Annotated in this window: 21 protein-coding genes; 4 read left to right on the top strand and 17 right to left on the bottom strand. The window is 36.1% G+C overall.

What is annotated here, in order from left to right:
• From ABYK33_RS05925 to ABYK33_RS05915, 3 genes are all read right to left on the bottom strand, one after another.
• A partial coding sequence (locus tag ABYK33_RS05925; protein WP_373032108.1) for an efflux RND transporter permease subunit occupies positions 1–978 on the bottom strand: 978 nt, incomplete at its 3' end.
• A gap of 75 nt (positions 979–1053) precedes the next feature.
• Complete coding sequence (locus tag ABYK33_RS05920) at positions 1054–1962, bottom strand: histone deacetylase (protein ID WP_373032107.1); 909 nt, start codon at positions 1960–1962, stop codon at positions 1054–1056.
• A 7-nt stretch (positions 1963–1969) separates the two neighbouring features.
• Positions 1970–2254 (bottom strand): hypothetical protein, encoded by a 285-nt coding sequence (locus ABYK33_RS05915; RefSeq protein ID WP_373032106.1) that lies wholly within the window; start codon positions 2252–2254, stop codon positions 1970–1972.
• A 69-nt stretch (positions 2255–2323) separates the two neighbouring features.
• Here ABYK33_RS05915 and ABYK33_RS05910 point away from each other — a divergent pair, with 69 nt between their 5' ends.
• The 3 genes from ABYK33_RS05910 (at position 2324) to ABYK33_RS05900 (ending at position 4316) form a co-directional block, all read left to right on the top strand.
• Positions 2324–2875, top strand: a complete 552-nt coding sequence (locus tag ABYK33_RS05910; RefSeq protein WP_373032105.1) for a YSC84-related protein — start codon at positions 2324–2326, stop codon at positions 2873–2875.
• Between the two features lie 199 nt (positions 2876–3074).
• Positions 3075–3629, top strand: a complete 555-nt coding sequence (locus ABYK33_RS05905) for a YSC84-related protein (protein ID WP_373032104.1) — start codon at positions 3075–3077, stop codon at positions 3627–3629.
• Positions 3630–3761: 132 nt separating this feature from the next.
• Positions 3762–4316, top strand: a complete 555-nt coding sequence (locus ABYK33_RS05900; protein WP_373032101.1) for a YSC84-related protein — start codon at positions 3762–3764, stop codon at positions 4314–4316.
• Positions 4317–4489: 173 nt separating this feature from the next.
• Here the strand turns inward: ABYK33_RS05900 and ABYK33_RS05895 are convergent, their stop codons facing one another.
• The 13 genes from ABYK33_RS05895 to ABYK33_RS05835 all read right to left on the bottom strand — a co-directional run bounded on the left by ABYK33_RS05895 (position 4490) and on the right by ABYK33_RS05835 (position 20480).
• Entirely contained in the window at positions 4490–5359 is an 870-nt protein-coding gene (locus ABYK33_RS05895) for a radical SAM/SPASM domain-containing protein (protein WP_373032100.1), read from the bottom strand.
• A 6-nt stretch (positions 5360–5365) separates the two neighbouring features.
• Entirely contained in the window at positions 5366–6430 is a 1065-nt protein-coding gene (locus ABYK33_RS05890) for a hypothetical protein (RefSeq protein WP_373032099.1), read from the bottom strand.
• A 49-nt stretch (positions 6431–6479) separates the two neighbouring features.
• Positions 6480–7925 (bottom strand): DUF1302 family protein, encoded by a 1446-nt coding sequence (locus ABYK33_RS05885; protein ID WP_373032098.1) that lies wholly within the window; start codon positions 7923–7925, stop codon positions 6480–6482.
• A 1-nt stretch (position 7926) separates the two neighbouring features.
• Positions 7927–8727, bottom strand: coding sequence for an outer membrane lipoprotein-sorting protein (locus ABYK33_RS05880; RefSeq protein ID WP_373032097.1), 801 nt, complete (start codon positions 8725–8727; stop codon positions 7927–7929).
• Between the two features lie 14 nt (positions 8728–8741).
• Positions 8742–11147 carry an RND family transporter gene (locus ABYK33_RS05875; protein ID WP_373032096.1) on the bottom strand — a complete coding sequence of 802 codons (2406 nt, stop codon included), beginning with the start codon at positions 11145–11147 and terminating at the stop codon, positions 8742–8744.
• A gap of 119 nt (positions 11148–11266) precedes the next feature.
• Entirely contained in the window at positions 11267–14293 is a 3027-nt protein-coding gene (locus tag ABYK33_RS05870; RefSeq protein WP_373032095.1) for an efflux RND transporter permease subunit, read from the bottom strand.
• 6 nt (positions 14294–14299) lie between these two features.
• Positions 14300–14998: an efflux RND transporter periplasmic adaptor subunit gene (locus ABYK33_RS05865; protein ID WP_373032094.1), complete on the bottom strand. Its 699-nt coding sequence runs from the start codon at positions 14996–14998 to the stop codon at positions 14300–14302.
• Complete coding sequence (locus ABYK33_RS05860) at positions 14995–16242, bottom strand: TolC family protein (protein ID WP_373032093.1); 1248 nt, start codon at positions 16240–16242, stop codon at positions 14995–14997. The genes ABYK33_RS05865 and ABYK33_RS05860 overlap by 4 nt, the downstream gene beginning before the upstream one ends.
• Entirely contained in the window at positions 16243–16836 is a 594-nt protein-coding gene (locus ABYK33_RS05855) for a TetR/AcrR family transcriptional regulator (RefSeq protein ID WP_373032091.1), read from the bottom strand. It lies immediately after the preceding gene.
• 181 nt (positions 16837–17017) lie between these two features.
• Entirely contained in the window at positions 17018–17602 is a 585-nt protein-coding gene (locus tag ABYK33_RS05850) for a membrane integrity-associated transporter subunit PqiC (RefSeq protein ID WP_373032090.1), read from the bottom strand.
• Positions 17602–19239, bottom strand: a complete 1638-nt coding sequence (locus tag ABYK33_RS05845; RefSeq protein WP_373032089.1) for an intermembrane transport protein PqiB — start codon at positions 19237–19239, stop codon at positions 17602–17604. Before ABYK33_RS05845 ends, ABYK33_RS05850 begins: the two co-directional genes overlap by 1 nt.
• Complete coding sequence (locus ABYK33_RS05840) at positions 19240–19839, bottom strand: paraquat-inducible protein A (protein WP_373032088.1); 600 nt, start codon at positions 19837–19839, stop codon at positions 19240–19242.
• Positions 19836–20480 carry a paraquat-inducible protein A gene (locus ABYK33_RS05835; RefSeq protein ID WP_373032087.1) on the bottom strand — a complete coding sequence of 215 codons (645 nt, stop codon included), beginning with the start codon at positions 20478–20480 and terminating at the stop codon, positions 19836–19838. The genes ABYK33_RS05840 and ABYK33_RS05835 overlap by 4 nt, the downstream gene beginning before the upstream one ends.
• A gap of 35 nt (positions 20481–20515) precedes the next feature.
• Between ABYK33_RS05835 and ABYK33_RS05830 the strand changes: the two genes are divergently transcribed.
• Complete coding sequence (locus ABYK33_RS05830; RefSeq protein ID WP_373032086.1) at positions 20516–21196, top strand: diacylglycerol kinase family protein; 681 nt, start codon at positions 20516–20518, stop codon at positions 21194–21196.
• Here ABYK33_RS05830 and ABYK33_RS05825 read toward each other — a convergent pair.
• The coding region (locus ABYK33_RS05825) for an AAA family ATPase (RefSeq protein WP_373032085.1) at positions 21186–22181 on the bottom strand (996 nt) is incomplete at its 5' end. The two genes, ABYK33_RS05830 and ABYK33_RS05825, sit on opposite strands and share 11 nt — an antisense overlap.

Genomic DNA, 22181 nt, shown 5'->3' with positions numbered 1-22181 from the left:
TTTTAGTTTTGCGATGGTCATAGTGATCTGATCACCAGCATCATGGAAAAGAGGTGGACCATTTTTTACTTTTTCATCAGCATCTTCTTTACCTACCATGTTTTCCTGGTAAGTAATACTCGCTGAGTCAAAATTTTGGATATCATAGTTATATTCCACTTTGGCAATATTTTTCAAATAAATAGGTGATCCCCTATATTGGGCAATGATCAGTTCGTTAAGATCATCTACATCATCTAAGGCATTTTGTACACCAAAGACAATGAGTTTACCTTCTGAAGTTGTTGTATCTATCTCTGGCGCATTCATAGATATAGATTTAACGGCTTGTGTTACTTGACCTAAGGAAATATTATAGGCAACAAGTTTATGTAGGTCGACCAGAATATTAAATTGTGGTCTTTTCACACCTTTCAGTGTGGTTTTTGCTACATTATCAAGGGCATTAATATCTTGTTGTAATTCGCGTATAATTTTGTAAAGTTTGATTGTATCAATATCTGCATTACCTGCTTTATAAAATGCTACAGTAAGTATAGGGATATCTATATCTATATCAAAAGGTTTTACCAATGGCTGCATGGTACCTTTGGGAAGTTGATCCATATTTTGCATGACTTTGTCATATAGTTTGAGGTTGGATTCTTCTCTGTTCTGACCAATGTAATACTGTACATTTATCATACCTACATTATTCATAGCTGTACCATAAATATGCTCTACCCCTTTGATCTCACGTATACGCCTCTCCAAAGGTTTGACGATGACATTGGTGATCTCACTGGGTGTAGCACCAGGTATAGCAACGATAATAGAACCACCACTCACTTCTATCTGTGGATCCTCTTCTCTAGGCATTATTTCCAACGAAAGAAAACCTAAAAGTAAAATAGCAACTGCTATAACAGGAGTAAGAGGATTACTTAAAAATCCTTTTGCGAGATGTCCGGCGATATTTTTTATTTTATAAACTTCCATGGAAAAGTATATCATTTATATACATAAATATAAGTAATATTAATTAAGATAAATACTTAAATGTTTATATTTGTCCTATATCATTTCTTCTAGTGACACTTTGACATTTTCCCCTAAAGCATTTACATCATAACCACCTTCTAAAAAAAAGACAAAAGGAACATCCGCACTGTTCAAGATCAATCTAACCATTTTTCTTATACCTTCAGTAGTTATATTGAGTTGTGCCAAAGGATCACTTTCATGTAAATCATAGCCTGCAGATACCAAAATAATATCAGGTTTAAATCTATCTATGCATGGAGGTAAATCATTTTCATAAATATCAAGCAACTCACTGTCAGTACTTTCAGGCATCATCAAGAAATTGGCAGTATATCCTTCACCTTTCCCCTGCCCTCTATCTGACGCTGCCCCTGTGCCGGGATATGTATACGCCTGATGTGAAGAGAAATAAAATACAGAGTCGTCTTCATAAAATGTATCTTGTGTACCATTGCCATGATGTACATCAAAATCAACGATCATCACTTTTTCATATCCTATACTTTGTGCATAGCGTGCAGCTATGGCTATGTTATTGAAAAGACAAAAACCCATCGCTTGTGTGGGTGTAGCGTGGTGTCCAGGAGGTCTTACCGCACAAAAAGCCCGCTCAAATTCTTCAGATCTTATACCATCTAAAGCAACAACCCCTGCTCCTACAGCCATAGTTGCTGCATCATAGGAATCAATACTGCAAACAGTATCCGAATCGATACTTCCCCCATATTCAGATATACTTTTTATGGTTTCTATATGTTCATAAGGATGAACATATTCAATAATACTTTCAGAGGCTTTGATAGGAGATTTAAATATCAGGAATTCATGTAAAGGTTCAATGGCTTTGTTGATAGCCTTCAGACGTAATGGAGACTCCGGATGCATTGACCCGGTATTATGCTGTAGATAAATATCATCTGTTATATAAACTACTTTCATACCGTTATTATACTCTATTTTTCAATGCCACTATCTCTTCTTTCAATTTCTCTATCTCTTTTTTAAGTCTTTCATTCTCTTTTCTCAGACTATAAGGTACTTTATTCTCTTCCCGAACGATAGACTTTTCAACCTCATTTTCAACGTCTTTGTCTATCAGAATATAGACTATATCTTTACCGTTTACCTGCACTGTTTCTATTGGCAACTGACCCGATTTTGTCATTTTTACAACATTGAATATACTCAACTTATGTCTTGCTGCATAAGCCTTAATACTTACTTTTTCCATGATTATCCTAGTATTTAATTCATTTAACTTTATCAGGTATAATATGACAATTATCATAAGGATTACAACATGTACATTAAAAAACTCAACCCAATGATGCTATTATTACTCATCTCTCTAGCTTTTACTCAATTTTCATTCGCAAAATCTGCTAATGCACTTAATACTGATGTGGATGCTGCCATCAAAAAATTTGAAAAAGAAGTTTCTGGTGGAGCAGAATTTCTCTCTAAAGTAAAAGGTTACCTTGTCTTTCCTTCTGTCATCAAAGGTGGCTTTATCCTTGGCGCTGAGTATGGAGAAGGTGCACTGCGTGTAAATGGTACGACAAAACACTTTTATAGTATGACATCCGCTTCCATTGGATACCAAGCTGGTGTTCAAGAACATTCCGTTCTCATTGCATTTATCTCCGAAGCTTCTTTAAACAACTTTATTAAAAGTGACGGATGGGAAGCTGGTGTAGATGGCTCTGTCATTGTAGCAGACTGGGGTGGGAGCAAAGATATTACATCTATAAGTTATGAAAAGCCTATTGTTGCATTTATATATGGTGGAGAAGGTTTAATGTTAGGTGTAAGTATAGAAGGTACAAAATTCCAAAGAATAGTGCCTAATTAAATTTCTCTTTCTTAGCATTTGATGGAGTTTTTCTTCCATCAAATGTATACAAATCCTTACATTTATTTTATCTTTTCAATTCACTCTTAAAAAGACTTTTAGTTACCTTCTTTATAGATTTTACTTTTTTATATATTCATCATACTTGATTCAATTCTATTTTGTGTTATAATTAATGAATTTCAATTAAGGATAAAAAATGAAAATACTTAAGTCTCTAACTCTACTGCTCACTATGCTTATAGCATTTAGTACTATCTCCATGGCAACCATGAACTCTGCAAAAGAAATAAACAGTGATGCAGATGATGCACTCAACACATTTTATAAAGAAGTCAAAGGTTCTAAAAAATATTTGGAACATGCGAAGGCCTATCTGGTCATCCCGGATATAAAAGAAGTAGGATTTTTTGTTGGTGGTAAATATGGTGAAGGTGCACTACGTGTAGGAAACTCTACTAAAGCATATTACAGCATTACCTCTGCATCAATGGGTTTCCAAATGGGAGCACAAATGTATTCTATGATCATAGCCTTTACTTCTGATGCAGCACTCAATAAATTTCTTCTTCTAGAAGATGATGAATGGGAAACAGATGTTGATGGTAAAATTGCCATAGCAGAGTGGAATTCAAAAGAAGAACTTGATGATGTTGATTTTGATGACGATATGGTTGCTTTTGTATTTGATTCTAAAGGAATGATGGGTAGCTTTACTATGGAAGGTACCAAATTTGAAAGAATTAAACCTTAATTAAAATCTAGACCACTCTTCACAAAAAACTTCTTGCAAGGCTCTTTTGGGCTTTGCACTTTTAAATCTTTCTCCTACTATTCTTAATAAAATTTTTATGTTATAATAATTCAAACAAATCAAGGACATGTAATGAAATTATTGAAAACTATATCCATCATATTGGCTATGCTCTTAGCATTTACTTCAATATCTATGGCAGAAGATACAGCAGAAGAAATTGACAATGATGCAAATGAGGCACTCATTGTATTTTACAAAGAAGTAAATGGAGGCAAAAAGTTTTTAGATAATGCCAAAGGCTACGTTGTTTTTCCTGATGTTAAAGAAGCAGGATTTTTTGTTGGTGGTAAATATGGTGAAGGTGCTCTACGTATAAATGGTGTCACTAAAGGATACTATAGTATCACATCTGCATCGATGGGTTTCCAAATGGGAGCACAACAATACTCTCTGATCATAGCCTTTACAACAGATCATGCACTCAAAACTTTTATGGAAGATGATGATTGGGAAACTGAACTTGATGTAAATATTGCTCTGGCAGAATATAATGCTGAAGAAGAAGCTGATGATGTTGATTTTGGTTCTAATATGGTTGGGTTTGTATTTGATTCGGAGGGTGCAATGGGGAACTTTTCATTTGAAGGTACAAGATTTGAAAAAATTACACCTGATATAGACTAATTATTAAAACGATCTTTATAGGAACACTTCTGGCAAAGCTTTTACAGTTTTGACCGTATATAGGGCAAATCCCTATATACTTACGCTAACACTATGTTTTACGATTCAGTATTTAGTGCTTCACATGCACTGCATTTTAATGCTTGTTCTCAGCGAAAGGCTCATGTAACTAGTTACGTATTAAATCTCTCTTTATAACTACACTTCTGACAAAGTTCTTCAACGGCTTTGCCTTCTTTAAATCCCTCTAACATATTTACAGCACGCTTTGAAGTTAAAATTTCATCCAATGTAGATTCATGCAAATCTCCAAGCTCTATAACACCATCACAATCCAAACAACAAGGTACTACTTTTCCACTGGCCAGGATAGCCACATGTGACTGTAACCCCTGACATGTACCGTGACCATAATTCTCATTCTTCAAAGAAGGCCATTCAAAGTAGTTATCAAAATGTACCAATACTTTTGATGCCAAACGTATTGACTTTGGTCTCTCTTCATAAATATTTTGTAGATTAAGTTTAGTCTCAAAAGTCGAAGAAAGTGTTTCAAACAATGTTTCATTAAATGTACGTTCACTCATCATTTCATCCAAATTCCATACACGTAAATTAATAAACATATCTTCCTTTCTATCCAATTTAGCTTGACATAGCGTAAGCACTGGAGCAATATATTGTTCAAAAGTGATAGAGGTATCATTTTTATTAAAACTATTGAGTGAGATATTTATTTGTTTTACACAAGGATGAAAAAGTGTATCATAAGAATGCTTTTTCAAGAAGTATCCGCTGGTTGTCAACATCGCTTTAAGCCCATGCTTATGAATAATATCCAAGTAGGCATGAAGATTTGAGAGTGTGAGAGGATCACCTACAACATGACATGCTATTTCATTGGTATAGACTTTGGCTTGCTTAACGATAGATTCAAAAAAAATTAGATCCATCTCTCTAGAAGGCAATTCTTTTGTTGGACAAAAACTACAAGAGAGCCCACATACATTAGTAAGCTCTATGTAAATACGGTAAAATTTCATAGGAAATTATTTCATACAAGATGAAAGATCAGTAATGTTTTGTGCACGATTTACACATGGTATACGTGATTGTAAGTATATGAGTTCATCTTCTATTTTATCGAGCAGTGTATTCTTCCGTTTATCATCCCAAAGTATGATATAGTCATCCTCTTCCGTACCTAATTGTGCTTTCATACGACTAAAGTGTTCAATGCATTGATTGGCAGTGAAAGGATCTTCTCCTGTTTGTAAACATGCACGGGTTTCTTTTAAAGAATTCAATAACTCAGGTAAAAGTTCTTTTTGTCTTACATAAATATCTTGAGCAATGTGATTGATAAACTTTTTTCTCTCTACATCCCTTATGTTATTGGCGCGATAACTTGCATTTTGTTCATTTATATCATAAGTGGTATCTTTCAAGACTTTACAAAAATTTTCAGTTTTATATGCATTCTTGGTTTGAATATTATTTTTAAAGAGTGCAAACTCTTGTACAGGATAGTCAGGTACTTCACACGCTTCATCAGACGTATTAATATCAAAGACTGCTTTGGTTGCTACTCTTGCATACGAAACATCTAGGACATGAGATTCTAACTTAAGCACAATATTTTTATAGATACACTTCTTTACACCTGGACCTTCCCAGACATCACAAAGAATTCCTGCAACAAGCTCTTGCCCTGTTTTCACCAAACAATCTGTTTCATCTTGTGTATTATTATCACTTGGAACTTTTTTACGTTCCAAAAGTTGTTCATTTTCATAATCAGCAGTAATGACTGTCTCTTTTGTCTGTTTTTCAAATCTTTTTACATGTTGTTTATGTTTTATGGATCCCGTAGTCAATACTACTCCACTCTCTTCTTCGAGTTTAATCTCACCCCACTCTTTAAAACGTAACTTTGCATTACCTTTTATACTTAGATTAGTTTCCGGAGTAAGTTGAGCCCCACCACTGATCTGATAAATAACCATACCTGATTCTATTTCAAAAGGATGGGTTTCTACTTCTGCATGAAGCATTGTTACAGTTCCTATACAAGTAGATAACAATATCATTTTAATATGAGAACTCAAGAACATAAGCTTCCTTGCATGTATAATATAAATTATTTAAAGTATTGTAGCATAATTAAAAGCTATAAGCGATATCTGCAAATATCATATCATTATCTTCATATTCATCAAAAACTAAAGACCCACCTATGTAATCAACCACACCTATATTCGTATTGATTCCTTCACCCAGTTCATACTTTACCCAAGCTCGCTGGAAACCACCTTCATCGAGTTTCTCTCCATTAAGCGATAGGAGATAATTGGCAGTCAGTGAATCATTCATAAAATCAGAGCTTACACGAAATGCATGTTGGTAACTGTGTTTGTTTAACGGGTTAAGTTCATTAAGTAATCTCTCATCATGCTCCTCAAGACTTCTATGTACCCAATCGTAAGAAATAAGTGTATCTGCTATGCCATTATATTCCACACCCAAAAGCAGATCTGTTCTATTGAAACTTTTATCCGGTACTGTAGTGTATTTAAGTCCATTAAAATAAGCCAGTTCTGTTTTAAAAAGCCAAGATCCACTAAGTACATTAAGTGCTGTACCAAACATATTCACCTTATCATGATGTACACTCGGGGTTAATGGGTCAACCACATGACCTTCATCATCATGTATGCGTGCCGCATAAAAATTCACATCCCATCCGGGGAACTCTCCTCCTACAGAAAGCGCATACGTGACATCGGAATAGTCTTTGTCATCAGGTGCAGCAAAAGGTAGAGGGTAAAAAATAGAGCCAAATGGAGGTTTTTTTGAAAAACGTTGTTCCAATATAGCAATAGGTGTCACACGCCAGTCACCTATGAAATAATCAAATTTAGCCATAGCCACAGGTAGACGAAGATCTTCTATATCTACCATACCTGGACGGCGTTTATCTAAAGGATTAAGGACATCCGTTACCCTTATGGTATCACTACGTCCCCATACAACGACTTGGCGTCCTAGTTTCATGTCAAAGTTATCGGTGATCTTTCCTTCTATGTAGGCATCAAACAACTCTACTTCACTTCTAAGTTCATCTAACTCATCTTGAACAAATTTTTCACTTCCTTTGATGTCATAGATCGCATCATAATAAGCTTTGGCATTTGCTTTGAACTTAAAACCATTTTCAAATTTATGTTCATAGTCTAATAATAGTGAACTTTTAAATGAGGAGATATTATCATGGGGTTTATCATTATCAAAAGAATAGGCTATCTGTTGTGTTAATTTTCCTGTAAGTCCAGGTACAAAACTGCTGGTTTCATCATCTATTTCAGTACTGGTTGAAGCATCATCCTCAAAGCCATCAAATAACTCATCCTCTGCACTCTTTTGCTCATCTGCAGCAGTCACTGATGTATCATCAAAACCATCCAATAATGCATCTTCAGTACTCTTCTCTTGGGTAACAGACACAGGATCATCATCAAATCCACCCATTGCTTCATCTACCTCATCGGCATGAGCGTAAAAACTCAACAAGGCTATCAAAGTAAAAACAGATAAATGATTCCTATACAACTTACATCCCCTTTTCAAGTCGACGTGTGGTAAACATACTGTCATCTATAGGTTTATTGAGTTTTATATGACTGAACTTCAAGATAGTCTTGTGCACTGTACTTTTGCCTTTCTTGGTTGTCATCGTCATTTCATCTGCAAGCCATACCCCTTTTTCCTGGTGCAAACGTACCACATCAAGATATTTCTTCTTATTACTTTTCATAAATCCTATGGAACGTACTACCATATAGTTATCTTGTCTCACAAGGGCTATGGTTTTTGTATATCCAGACTCTTTAATCGTTTTCTCACTGCGGGGTATAGCTTCTATCATCCATGCTTTGTTACCACGAACTTCTGTCTCTTTGAGCAATTTAAAATCATAATCTTCGATATCTCTATCTGTCATGTCAAAATAAGAAAAATCCGAGCCCATAAAACTGGAACTTTTATCTGATGTAGGAATACGTTTTACTTTTTTAAGTGCAGGAAGATACAACCACTGATCATCATCTTTACTTGCATCATCATAATCATAGGTCAAAAAAGCGGTGTTTTTTACATCTGCAGGACTTTTAAAGAACATGATACGATGTTCATCTTCTCCAAAATCTTTTCCGTAAGATTTAATATCTCTATTTCGTTTCTTACCATTTTTATCGATAAGGACCATAAGCATATCCTGTTCAAGTGTTTTACCATCATCTCGGGCATCCACTTTTTCCATAATGGCTCTTGCTTTTAAATCGTCCGCAAGTAGATTTGTTGTTATAAGTGATACGCCTAAAGTAAGTGTCAGTAATAATTGTTTTGTAGTCATCTGTTTTCCTTTAATTATTTTATCCAGCCGCGTTTAGCAACTACTATCATGAGTGCAGGTGCGAGTAACAGGTCAGCCAGTAGTGCTAAAATGATCACCGAACCGGTTAATAAACCAAAGTTCTGTACCGAGATCATATTTGCCATCATATACGCGTAAAAACCTAATGACAATACGATCGTGGTGATCACCATAGCTTTACCTGTAGTAAAGAATGTCTGTTCAATGGCTTTGGCACTGTCTCCACTCTCTAGATAGTATCTTCTAAAATTGTGTAGAAAATGGATAGTGTCATCTACGGCAAGCCCTATGGCTATGGAACCAATGAGTAAGGTGAACATATCCAGTGGTATACGAACGTAATACATCAGTAGTAATCCCAAAATGATAGGCGTAAGATTTGGAATCATACTTAGAAGACCTATACGTACAGATCCGAGAATAAACATCATCATCAGAGAGATACCGACAAAGGCGATAAAATAACTTGTCACAGATGAACTTACAGCGTGAGAAAAAGTGTTAATAAGCAAAGGGATCATTCCTGTGGTTATAACCTTATCCTCCGGAAACGTTTTTGTTGCCACCTCTTTTACATAGCCTAGAACTTTAGTAGCCCGTACTGCATCAGTCCATGGAAGCTTGATGCTTATCCTTGCTTTGGAGAACTGGCTGTCTACCACATCTTCAAGGTCATCAGAACCGGAATTTTCAAACAGCAACAACTCTTGAGAAACCAGGTCAGCATTGTCTGGTATGGTGTAGTACTCTTCTCTGTTTTCATGCAAAGCTCTGTTCGTTTCATTGACTATAGTTGCGAGAGAAACCACTTTACCAATATGTGTATAGTTATCTACATACTGTTCCATCTCTTTAGAGAGTTTGTTTAATTTCTTCAACCTTACAGGATCATTCCAACCATTCTCTTTTTGTGTATCTATAATAAGTTCAATGGTGACTGAACCATTTAACGCTTCATCTATCACTTCTGTAGAAACTCGGTCATAACTGTCAGGCTGAAACCATTTCAATGGATTATGAGAAAGTTCAATCTTTGTTGCCGCAAACAAAGCCACTACAACCAATACAGCACTCAATGCTATGATACTTCTATAATGTTTTACAGGAATAACAGCAAGTCTTTTCATGAACCTGTCCAATTTACCTGCTTCCGTTTTGACCTTTTGTTTCATTTTAGTGATACTTAAAAGTGCAGGCAGCAGTGTAAGGGTCAAAAAGAGTGAGATCATGACTCCAAGTGAAGCAAACATCCCTAGATCTGAAATAGGTGCTACTTGAGAACCAGAAAATGATCCTACTCCTATAGCAGTTGTCACAGAGGTCATAGCAATAGCCAAACCAGAGTGTCCCAAGGTATATTGTATGGCTTCTCTCTTCTCTCCGGTGGTATTGAATTTATCAAAAAAGATAGAAAGAATGTGCACTGTCGCACCGATACTCACAGCAAGAAGAAGCGATGGAACTATCTGTGTAGGGAGTTTAAATGCCACACCACTCCATGCCATAGTACCCACTGTTGCAAGTAAAGAAAGTATGATCACAATAAGCGGATAAAATACTGCAGAAGCACGTCTAAACATCACAAATAAGAATACAAGTATGATGAGAAAAGTGATACGCATAAACTTTTGCATGTCTGCTTGCATCTGCGATTTGAGTGCATGGTTCACAGAAGGAGAACCTGCCATATACATTTCTATACCCTCTTGTTTATACTTTTGGACTATTGCTAACACAGCCGAAACAAGCTGTGCATTTTCTTTATCCGTTAAAAAAGGTCTGTCTTTGCTTTCTTCTGTCGTATTTTCTACTTCGTCTCCAAATCCTTCATCAAATGCATCTACATCAGACACTTCTTTCTCACCTTCATGAGAATAGGCATCAGTTTCAATGACCATCGTAGTCATCTTTCCATCTTTACTTATAAAAAGGTCTTTATAAAAGTGTGATGCAAGTGCACGCTCTTTAATGGAATTCACTTCTTCTTGAGTAGTAGGAAAAGGTTCTAATAGATCATCTGTAATAAGTTGATCGCCATCACCTCTGGTATTTCTTACATTGTAGAGTGATGTAATGTCATCAACAAAAGGTACGGTTGACTCTATCTCATCGTGCATAGATTTAAGTGTTTCAAAAAACTTCAGTGTAAAGATATCATCACTTTTCAGTGCAACAATAACACGTTCATCACGTCCGAACTGTGCTCGGAACTCATTATATTCCAACAGTACAGGATCATCATCATGCATGAATCCCTCAGTCGATGTATCCATCTTTATCTGTGGTACATGAGAGAGAGGAAAAGCTAAGAGTATGAGAACAACTACAATCACTTTCAAAGGATTATCATAGATAAATGCTCCCATCTTTCCCATAAGGTTTTCTAATTTATTATGCATGTATATCCCTGATTTTTTTTATTGGTCTGTCATAGTATCAACTCTTTTCTGTATTTTATCATGGTAATTATAGGCTTTGCTGATTATTCTCTTGAATACTAATAGTTTACACAATAACATTATACTTCACCTTTTTCATACCATTTTCTAAGCCATGCATCCATTGGGTACATGATTCGATAAATAGCAGGAACTACTAAAAGGGTTAAGATCGTTGAACTTATAAGTCCTCCGATGATCGCTAGTGCCATTGGTGCATTACTCTCATGCCCTGCCCCTGTACCAAATGCCAAAGGAAGCATTGCACCGATCATTGCAAAGGTTGTCATGAGAATAGGACGAAGTCTTTTCTCACCGGCTTCTAAAATCGCTTCATTCACCTCTTTCCCTTCTTTGATCGCATGATTGGCAAAGTCAACGACCAGGATCGCATTTTTACCTACCATACCAAGTAAGAGAATAATCCCGATCATAACGAAAAGACTGAAGTTATTTCCAGTCAAATAGAGTGCGACGATCACACCCGTAAATGAAAGTGGCATTGCAACCATAATGATCAACGGCTGGATGAGAGACTCATATAATGCTGCCAAGATCAGATAGATCAAGATCACCGCAAGTAAAACTGCTCCACCAAATGCTGCATTGGTATCAGCCATATTTTCAATATCTCCCGTATATCGGTAGTTATATCCTGCAGGCAGTATTTCTCCTATATTATCATCCACAACTTTCATGACAACATCCAAACTGGTCTCATAGATCCCTGTTGTTACCATTACTTTTCTTTCACGGTCAAAACGGTTAATAGATGACGTTCCTGTATCTTCTTCAAAACTGATCAACCCTTCAAGTGAGACAAACTCGCCATCACTGTTTTTAACCTGCAATTTTTTGATATCATTAATGCTGTTACGGTATTGATCTTCAAAACGCAAGGTAATGTCAAACTCACGTCCATTCTCTTCATAATATGATATAGCTCTATCACTGGAGTACGCACTGGAGAGAATACCTGCTAATTCATTGGCACTGACACCGGCACGCTGTGCATTTTCTCTTAATATATCTACCTTGATCTCTGGTTTACCACTTTCATAATCTCTATCTATACCTACTACACCTTGCGTCTCTTTAAGCAGATCCATCAACTTTTGCGTGGTCTTGTTAAGGACATCAAGATCAGCCCCTGTGACAACGATCTGTACAGGAGCATTACTTGCTCCCGTATCAAATGGTGCAACTTCTTCAACGGTTACAACCATATCATTGATGGTTTTAAATTCATTGGTATAGTGTTGTACTACATCTTCTTGTGAGATGCTACGCTTAGCTACTGGTTTAAGCTTCGCATAGATCTTAGCTTTATGGATCTCCTTGGCACTGTTATACCCAATGGACAATACAGAATACTCTATATTCTCATCACCCTCCATTTTCTTAAGCATAGGCTTCATTTTTTTCTTCATCTCTTCTAAACTTGTTCCTACAGGTGCTTTAGTAAATACTTGAAACTCACTGTTGTCTTCCATCGGAACAAAATCCATACCTGTAGAAAGCTTGGTTGAGGCAACCAGCAACCCGATCGTCACTATAAGAGTGATCCACTTAAAACGTATCAATGGTTTAAGTATGGCTACATAAGTTTTATCCAGCCCTACAAAAAACGGCTCAGTCATATGAAAAAATTTGCTCTGCTTCGCACTTAAAACCCGTGCTCCAACAGTAGGGATAAACATCACTGCTACCAGATAGGAAAGTACAACACCCGAAGCTACTGTCATGGCAAAAGAATTAAAGAACATCCCCACGATACCATCCATAAATGCCACAGGTATAAAAACTGCAAGTAAGACCGATGAGATCGCCAAAATAGAAAATGCAACCTCTTTTATCCCCTCAAATGATGCTTTAAAAGGTTCCATTCCTTCTTCCATCTTTTTGGTAATATTTTCAATGACAACGATAGCATCATCAATAAAGATACCAATTGCCAGTGTTAGTCCTATAAGAGTAAGTTTATTTAAGTCATATCCCATCCAGTCAATAATGGCAAATGTACCAATAATAGAGGTAGGAATGGCAAGTGCTGATACAAGTGTAGCTGTCACATTTCGAAGGAAGAAAAAGACAATGATGATCGCCAAGATAGATCCGTAGATAAGGTCAAATGTTACATTATCGATATTGACCATGATCTTATCGCTTTGATCTTGAAGCAGTTGCAGAGTGTAGTCCTCACCAGCAATTGTTTCAAGACGTGGCATTACATTTTTAACACCTTTGATGATATTGAGTACATTTTCACCAGAGATCTTTTTTACTTCCAACATTACACCTTGATTACCATTGTAAGTAGAGTAGCTGCTACTGTCACTTAGACCATCTTCCACTCTTGCAACATCTTTAAGTTTAACTCCAGGCTTAAGTACCAATGCTTGAAGATCCTCAACACTGATAGCATCTGCTTTGACTTTAATAATGGTCTCTTTTTGCTCACTGATAAGCTTACCAGCACCCTGATTTATATTTTGTGACGCAACAATATTTTGAACATCCAGTGCTGTCAGCTCATATTTATTAAGTTTAAAGGGATCGACATAAATTCGAATTTCTCTATCTTGATACCCGATAATATTGACTTCACCCACACCTTGGATACGTTGTAGTATGGGCTTGATCTTTTCATCTGATATTCTCATAAGTGCCGTAACATCAGCCGTTTTTGTAGCAATAAAAAGGTTGATCACCGCTCCGGTTGCACCCAATTTTTTCACGATAGGTTTCTCAACTTCATTTGGCAGGATCACTGAACCTATCTTGTCACGTACGTCATTGGTCGCTTCATCGATATTTTTAAAAAGTTCAAACTGTACGACCACTGAAGAAAATCCTTCATAAGAAGTTGACATTAACTTATCAATCCCATCAATACCACTGATCGCTTCTTCAAGTTTATCAGTTACTTTGGTCTCCACTGTACTTGCATCAGCACCATTGTAATTGGTTTGAATGGTTACAACAGGAAAGTCCACATTTGGGAAAAGGTTCACAGGCATAGTTGTATAAGACATCAATCCAAAGACAATAAATGAAAATACTCCCATCAATGTTGTTATGGGTCTGTTTATGGCAAATTTATACATATTTCCCTACTTTGTTGTGATGTATCCATCACCAAAGAGTCCTACAGGGAAATGCTCAGCTATCACTTCAGCTAACATTTTTCGTGATTTCGAATCAATGGTTGGATATATTTTGTAAATGGTTCCTGAATAAGTGCTATCATCACCATCAACTTTGTAGTTGAAGGTATCACCAACTTTTACTTTTTGATGATATTTTTGATCAAATTTCAAGACAAGCTTCCGTTCTTTCAAACTTTGAATATCAAAGACCTCTGTGATCATTTGGCCACTGACCACATCACCTACTTCAACTCTTTTTGCAGTGATAATACCATCAAAGGGAGCACGTAAATAGGTTTTAGCTAAAAGTGACTCTTGATACCGCAGCTGCACTTTTGCATTATCATATTTGTAGGCAAAACTGTCAAATAGTGATTCATTAATGTGCTGTTGAACCTTTTTTTGTCTTTCATAATCACTTTGTGCATATTTTAAAGCAACTGTTGAAACCTCTACCATCGCTTTTATATCATCATTTAGTAATTCTGCCAAAAGCTCATCTTTTTTCACTGTTGAACCAATATCAACATTCATTTTTTCTATGATCCCACTGCTGCTAAATGCTAAAGACGCACTCTTTTGTGCTTCGATATCAAATGTTGCGTAGATCTCCTCTGCATTCAACTGCAATGCCATAAATAATAAAAATACGATCTTTTTCATCTAATAAACTCCTTTGGGTCTTTCCCTGCATAATAATAATAGATCGATTTACCGATCTCATAGTCATAAAGTGTCTCTTTATATCGTGCTTGTGCCTGTGTTTTTTGACTAAGTGCATCAAGGAAGGCAATATTATCAACTAAACCTACTTCAAATTTTTCTTTAAGTACATCATAGGTACTTTTTGCGGCACGTAAAGCACTTTTTGCACTTTTAAGTCTTGAACGTATAGTCTCTAAACTTTTTTCTGATAAATTAAAGTTCATTTCTTGTTCATCCTCTGCATATTCGATCTCTGAAAGCAAAGCCAGCTTCTGATACTTCACTGCTTCACTCTCTTTAGACATTCGACCATTATCAAAAAGACGCATGTTGACTGAAAGCATCACTTTATTTTGATGATCTAACAATAATCCATCTCCTTCAAACCCTGGCATAGAGACAGTATCATCAAAATGTGATTCATGATACGTATCAGAGACATTGACCTGGGGTTTGTATCCTGCACTGATAACACTAGCATTCTCTCCTACTGCATTGGCATTGGCTTGGAGCATTTTAATGTTTTCAAAAATTTCAAATTGTACATTTTTAGGTTCTTGAAAATAATTCTTTTTTAATTGTTTTACAGGCAAGCCACTAAGAAGCTGTAGATTTTTTTCACTTCTTAAAAGTTCCAGTGTGGTATTGGCCATTGTGTAATTATTACTGTCATACTCTGCTTGAAGTTTATCTACCTCTTCTTGTGTAGAAAGCCCTGCTCCTTTAAACTTCTTTACACGTTTTATCTGCGCTTTTAGTTCAGTAGAACGTTCTTCCAAAGCCTGTAAAGTTGCTTTTAGTTTTTGTATTCCATAATAGTGACGTACTATGTCAAGCGTGACACTCTTTTCAAAGGCAATTTTTTCAAAAAGAGATGCCTCATGTTCATACTGTTTACCGCGAAGTACTGCACTTTTTCTACCACCATCATAAAGATCCACACTTATCGTTGCAAACGCTGACGAAGTTTCACCTGGACTGACAACACTGTTAGGAGATAGAGAACTGTGACTTGCACCTACATCAACAGTTGGCCAATAAGCACTTTTTGCTGCTTCTACTCTCTCTTGTGTTGCCTTAATACTGATCTCTTTTGCTTTGATCAATGCATTTTCTTTATTGGCATGATCTACCAATGTCCTTAATCCGTAACTTTGTGCGAACACAAATAAAGGTAAAAACAATCCTAATAATATTTTCATCTATACCCCCTTCTCAGTTGATGGCAACAGCATGTCTAGAAATATATGAATCTCTTTTTCAATATCACATGACTCTAAACGTGAATCCACTACTAAACCTGTGGCAAATAACATTAAAGAACTTTCAGATATCAGCTTATGTTCTTCTATCTCACCTGACGTTTTTCCTGCTTCTAAAATTTGGTTTAGAATAATGGAAAATTTACTTTGACATTCTTCACTAAAAAGAAGCATTTCTTTTGGTTCGTTAGAGAGTGAAATAGCAAGAAACTCTTTATAGACTTTTAGTTGTTTTCTTGCCAATTCACTTTCAAATAGAAGATAAAAAAAATGAAACAGTTTTTCTTTAGTTGTAGTAGATTCTGCTACTATGTCCAATAACTTTTTTTCATGTTCCGCAATGAACGTTGTTATGATTTCAAAAACAATGTCTTCTTTGTTTTCAAAATACTCATAGATCGTTCCTTTACCCACACCCGCTGTTTTTGCTATCTGAGATATAGTTAAAGAATTGATCCCCTGTTCGAGGAGTAACTCTCTGCATGAAAGCGCAATATTTCTACGTTTTTCTTCTTTGTTTACGATAATTGCCATAGCATTCCTTTTTATGACTGACCGTCGGTCAATTAAAAGAAGTATAGTATGTTTATATTTAAAATTAGATAAGGATATCTATGAGAAAGTGAAATGAAATGAGGAAGTAAAATATTTAAAGTGCTCTAAGAAGAAACATTAAGCACTGATTCAAAGGATACACAGAGAAGTAGAAGAAGTATTAAATCCCCTTCATCCCTCTCGCTACATCTTCTTCGAGTTTACCAAATGCTTTGTCCATAGCATCTACGATACTAGCGGCATCACTACCGGTAGAGACAGACGTACTAAAAAGTTTTGCTTTACGTTTATGTGTACTGACATTCATCACTTCCCAGTTTGCATCAAGGTACACTTTGTCACCCTGTGCGATAAAACGGGTGATCGCTACATTCACTTTTACGCTTGGTTGTCTATCTATGCCCCATGGATAGGCATATACACTTGGCTGTTTAAACTTTTTCTGTAAAAAACTGATGAGTCTCTGTGTAAGTCCTGTATCCAGGTCTTCGCCCCATACTGCTCCGCTCAACAGAGTGATCTGACTTGATGTTTTTGCCACAGCTATTTCTCTTTTATAAAGGTATTCAGGCACAGTCACTTTTTCTACCCCAATGGTCCTATTGTTATTGGCATAGACTGTTGTAGGTTGAGGGGCTACTGAAAGTACATAATAATTGCTTGATGCCACACATCCGCTAAGTCCCAATAGTACAATGATCATAAAAAGTGTTTTCATTTTAATAGTTGTTGTAAATCTTGACATTAGTTATCTCCAAAGATAAGTGAATTTGGTTTTCTATTAAGCATTCTTAGGAACATTTGCATCTCTTGAGATGTTTTACTCAGTATCTCAAGTGTTTGTGTTAATTGTTCTTTAACAAGAGAGTTACTATCGTAGGTTTTAACAACCGTTTGTGTATCTTTCATCGTACGTGTTATCTCTTTGATCGCTTTATGTAATTCATCCGGTAAAACTTTAAATGAATCTTTGCTTGTTAGGGTATTGAGGTTTGTAACCGTCTTTTGTAAATCTTCCAATAAAACATTTGCATTTGCTATAGGTTTTTCACTCTCTTCTACCACTTTTTGTATAGATGCGAATAATTCTTCTAAAGGCAACTTATTGATTTTTTCAAGTATGCTTGACAAACTGTGCATGACACTGATGTCAGCATTTTCCGTTGTTGGGAATAATGCATATTTACCTACTTTCTTTATACTTGCATTTCCGTCATTGTGTGCAAAGGTCAGATCAACAAAAAGCATACCGGTTATTGGATCAAGTGGAGATATCTTTGCTCGTAAGCCCTCTTCGACAGCCTGATACAAATTTGTTTCCCCTGTACTATTGATATCATTAGGATCTTTAAAGAGTGATGTGTCAAGTTCGATGAGTACCTTACCTAACATTTGATGTGTCTTTTTGTCATAAGAGAGTTCAATCTCTTCGACCTCTCCAATGTCAAATCCATTATAACGTACTGCTGAATTTATTTTTAAATTAGCAATAGAACCTTGAGTATGTAACATAAATTTTTTCATAGGTATACTATCGGTTACTATTCTTTTGCTGTCAGCCTGGGTTTTATTTTTATAAAGAGGAAATACATGTTTTGGCGATACTGGTCTGTTCTTATCTTCTCCTGAAGAGGATAAGACGATCCCCCCTTGCAACATAGTATGTAAAGGTGCGATATTGACTTCAAGACTACCTTTTGAAAAATCAACACTCATTATATTTTGTGTCCAAAACTTAGAATCTTCATGCACATGAGGTACGTATTTCTTATCGATAAACACAATAATATCTATACTTTTATTATCTAAACTAAGATTTAGATATTCTACTTGTCCTACTTTTAGGTTTTTATAATAAACAGGTGTACCAACCACTACATTGTCCCCGTTCAAAGAGCTTAAATGAAAATAATCACCTCCTCTAATATTACGATAGGGTTGAGTCAATCCAATATGTTCTTTCTTATATGTACCCCCCTTTTCAGAAAATACATCAATGTATGTTCCTGAAATAAGGGTATCTAATCCACTAACACCGGAGAGACCCACTTCAGGTTTCACTATCCAAAACTTTGCACGTTCTGTCATATACGGCTCAGCATCTTTGATCATACGTACGACAACAACAACACCCTTAGTGTCCTCGGTAATAAGGATCTTTGTCACTTTCCCCACTGGCACATTCCTAAACTTTACCTGACTCTGTCCAGCTATCAAACCTTCATTTTTAGGAAAAACAATTCTGACTTCCGGTCCAAGATCAGCGAAATACTGATATGCCAACCAGCCTGCAATGATGAGTGCTATGAAAGGTACTATCCATATGGAAGTAAGAAGATTAAATTTACTGGATTCTTCTATGTGAGGTATCTGTTTTGCCATTTATTTATTTTCCTTAATAAGACGTTCATCAAAAGCATGTGCTGCTAAAAGTGTAAAAAACACAGAAATAGCAAAAGCAGTCGCAGCGGTTCCAGCAATGATCTCGATATTGGCCAAATGGATCAATGCTGCGAGTATAGCCACCACAAAAACATCTATCATCGACCATGGACCAATAACTTCTGTCATATAATACAATTTATGCTTATTTGCTTTTTTATCTTTCCCTATGGGGTATTTTACACTAATTAACAGATAAATCAAGACAAGGAACTTTAACACCGGTATGAGAATGGATGCAACAAAGATGATCATAGCTATAGGATATGATTCATGTTCCCATAACATCACTACACCTCCCATGAGTGTATTCCCCTCTTCTGTCCCGAACTGTTTAGTGATGAGCATAGGATAAAGGTTTGCAGGGATGTATGCTATTATAGCTGTAATAAGAAATGCCCAACTTTTTTCTGTACTAAAACTTCTATCCTTATAGATAGCAGAACCACAACGACGACAAGTGTTCTCTTCACCTTTATCTATATTTACTGCTTCGCATACCGTACATCTTATAAGTTTATCTTCATCGATCTCTATCATTGAGTATCCTTATTTACCAGGATTCTTTTTCTCAACATCCACAATTCAGAGAGCTGTATACTTTTCACTATATATAAATCAATAAGTACAAATACCATTAATGCCCAAAATGCAATACCCATATGTATCTGAGCATAACCTATGAGTTTAACAAGTGCCACAAGTATACTGATAAGAAAAATATCCGTCATACTCCAAGGAGTAATATGAGAGAGCAAGATAAGCAAATCTTTTGTCCATTTTTCACCACGTTTGATTTTTAAAAGGATAAAAAGAAGTATATTGATCATAAATATCATCAAAGGAAAGATAAAGATCAGAAAAGCACAAATGATCCCTACAATGTAAAACCCACTATCAAACAAAGAAAAAATAGTTTTAGGAATCGTAATAAACTGTTCATGTCCCAGTATCTGTATTTGTACCAAAGGAAAAACATTTGCCAGAACAAAAAAGATAAACCCTGTAATACTCAATGCCAAACCATGATCTATACGTTTACTGTCATAGCTATAGAGTATAGCCCCACATTCAGAACAGCATGCTTTAGTACCATCTTTTATAGGTACTTCCTCATGTAGTGTAGAACACTTCTGGCAAATAATAAGGTTATCAAGCGCATCTTCATTTTCAAGTTTCATGGATATAATTATATCTAATATATATAAGGACCATAATGCGTATTCTTTCTATAGGTAAGACAATACAACATGCTACCCTCAATATAACGTCCATAGAAGCTTCTGCGCTCCAATCACATCCAAAGATAGAAACATATAACTATATCATTATCTCTGGTGGAGATGGCACTATCAGACGTGTGATCAAAGCATTACAAAGCATACAACACTCAGCTGCATTCATCTTAAATCCGGTAGGTTCTTTCAATGTGGTTGCTAAACTTCATAAAGTCCCAAAAATGGAAAAACTACTGGATGCCTTAGCAAATGGGGAAACACTTCAAACCCAAAAACATCACTACTTTACACTCAATGAGGAAGTTTTTCTTTTCTCAGCTGGAAACATGGGTGATCTACAACACATCTTTCTTTCTGAAACACTGCGTTTTGGTGTATTGAAGGGAAGCATGTTCAAGTATGTACTTGCTTCCCTTTTACTCCTGCCTATACACCTCATCATGACACCATTTATGCTTTTAAGTTCACAACGTTTTTTTATCTTTACGCCTGCAGGTTTTATCAAGAAGTTTGGAAGTTTTTATGGAGAGGTACAAGAAATGACTATAGATCTGGAAAATGATTTCAACTTTGTAGAGTTGGATGGGGATGTTGTAACCATCCAGGAAAGTATACTACATATCAAACCTGCAGGATACATAAGTATCGTTACGAAGTAACCAGACTCCTATAATAATTCACCACACGCGGATCTACATTAATGACTCTTTGTAAATACTGTGTTAGATCACCTCTATTAAAATCTATCTTTAAATGTTTAGGATTTATAGCACGTGATATGGCTACATAAAACTGGCTTGGTGCAAATATGTTGTCTACATTACACACAAGATTATCTATACTCATTCCCTGAGACTTGTGTATGGTAACTGCGTAAGCCAATTTTAGAGGAAACTGTGAAAGTGTGGCAAGTGACATCGACTCTACTGTACCATCTTCTTTTACCAGCATATCAACAAGATCAAATTCATGTCTTTCCACACGAACAAACTCTTCTTCTTTTTCCACGATCAGATGGTTTTCTTCTATCTTTCTGAGTATACCTCTCTCACCATTGACGAACTTACCCCATTTGTTTACGGTAAAAAGTATAGGTACACCTTCTTTAAGCGTAAGATGTTCTGAGATAGGCAGCATATTTTTCCAGCCAGCGAGTTTCTTCTCATGCACAGAGCCAAACATCTCTACGTTTGCAAATAGAATGGTCTCTTCCGTATCTAGTTCATTGATCTTTGCTCTGTTGGTCTGTTCCACTTCAAGGTTACGCCCATATAGATATGTAGGATCTTTTTTCATACCTTCTGTATTCCAAAGTTTTGTCATATAACGTACGACTTCCTCGTCACATTGCCCTTTACGTACTTTGGAGAGTATATGTGTAAACTCTGCATCTGTGGTACGTTTCATCTTGGTGAGTTCTATGACCATCAGTTCAAAACGTTCCCATGCCATACTCTCAAAAGCATAGAGTTTCTCTCCAAAGACATCGTTTCTACCGTTCTGTTTTTGGACAGGTGGTAACTGAAAGAAATCTCCCACAAAAAGTACTTTCCCAAAGTATCCGTAGTTGTTCAGTCTGTACGCTATCATATCCATCAAGTCTGTACTCACCATAGAGATCTCATCTATAATGATCAGGTCTGT

It is taken from the genome of Sulfurovum sp., assembly GCF_041562805.1.
GTDB lineage: Bacteria > Campylobacterota > Campylobacteria > Campylobacterales > Sulfurovaceae > Sulfurovum.
This window is presented reverse-complemented; position numbering and strand designations above follow the sequence as displayed.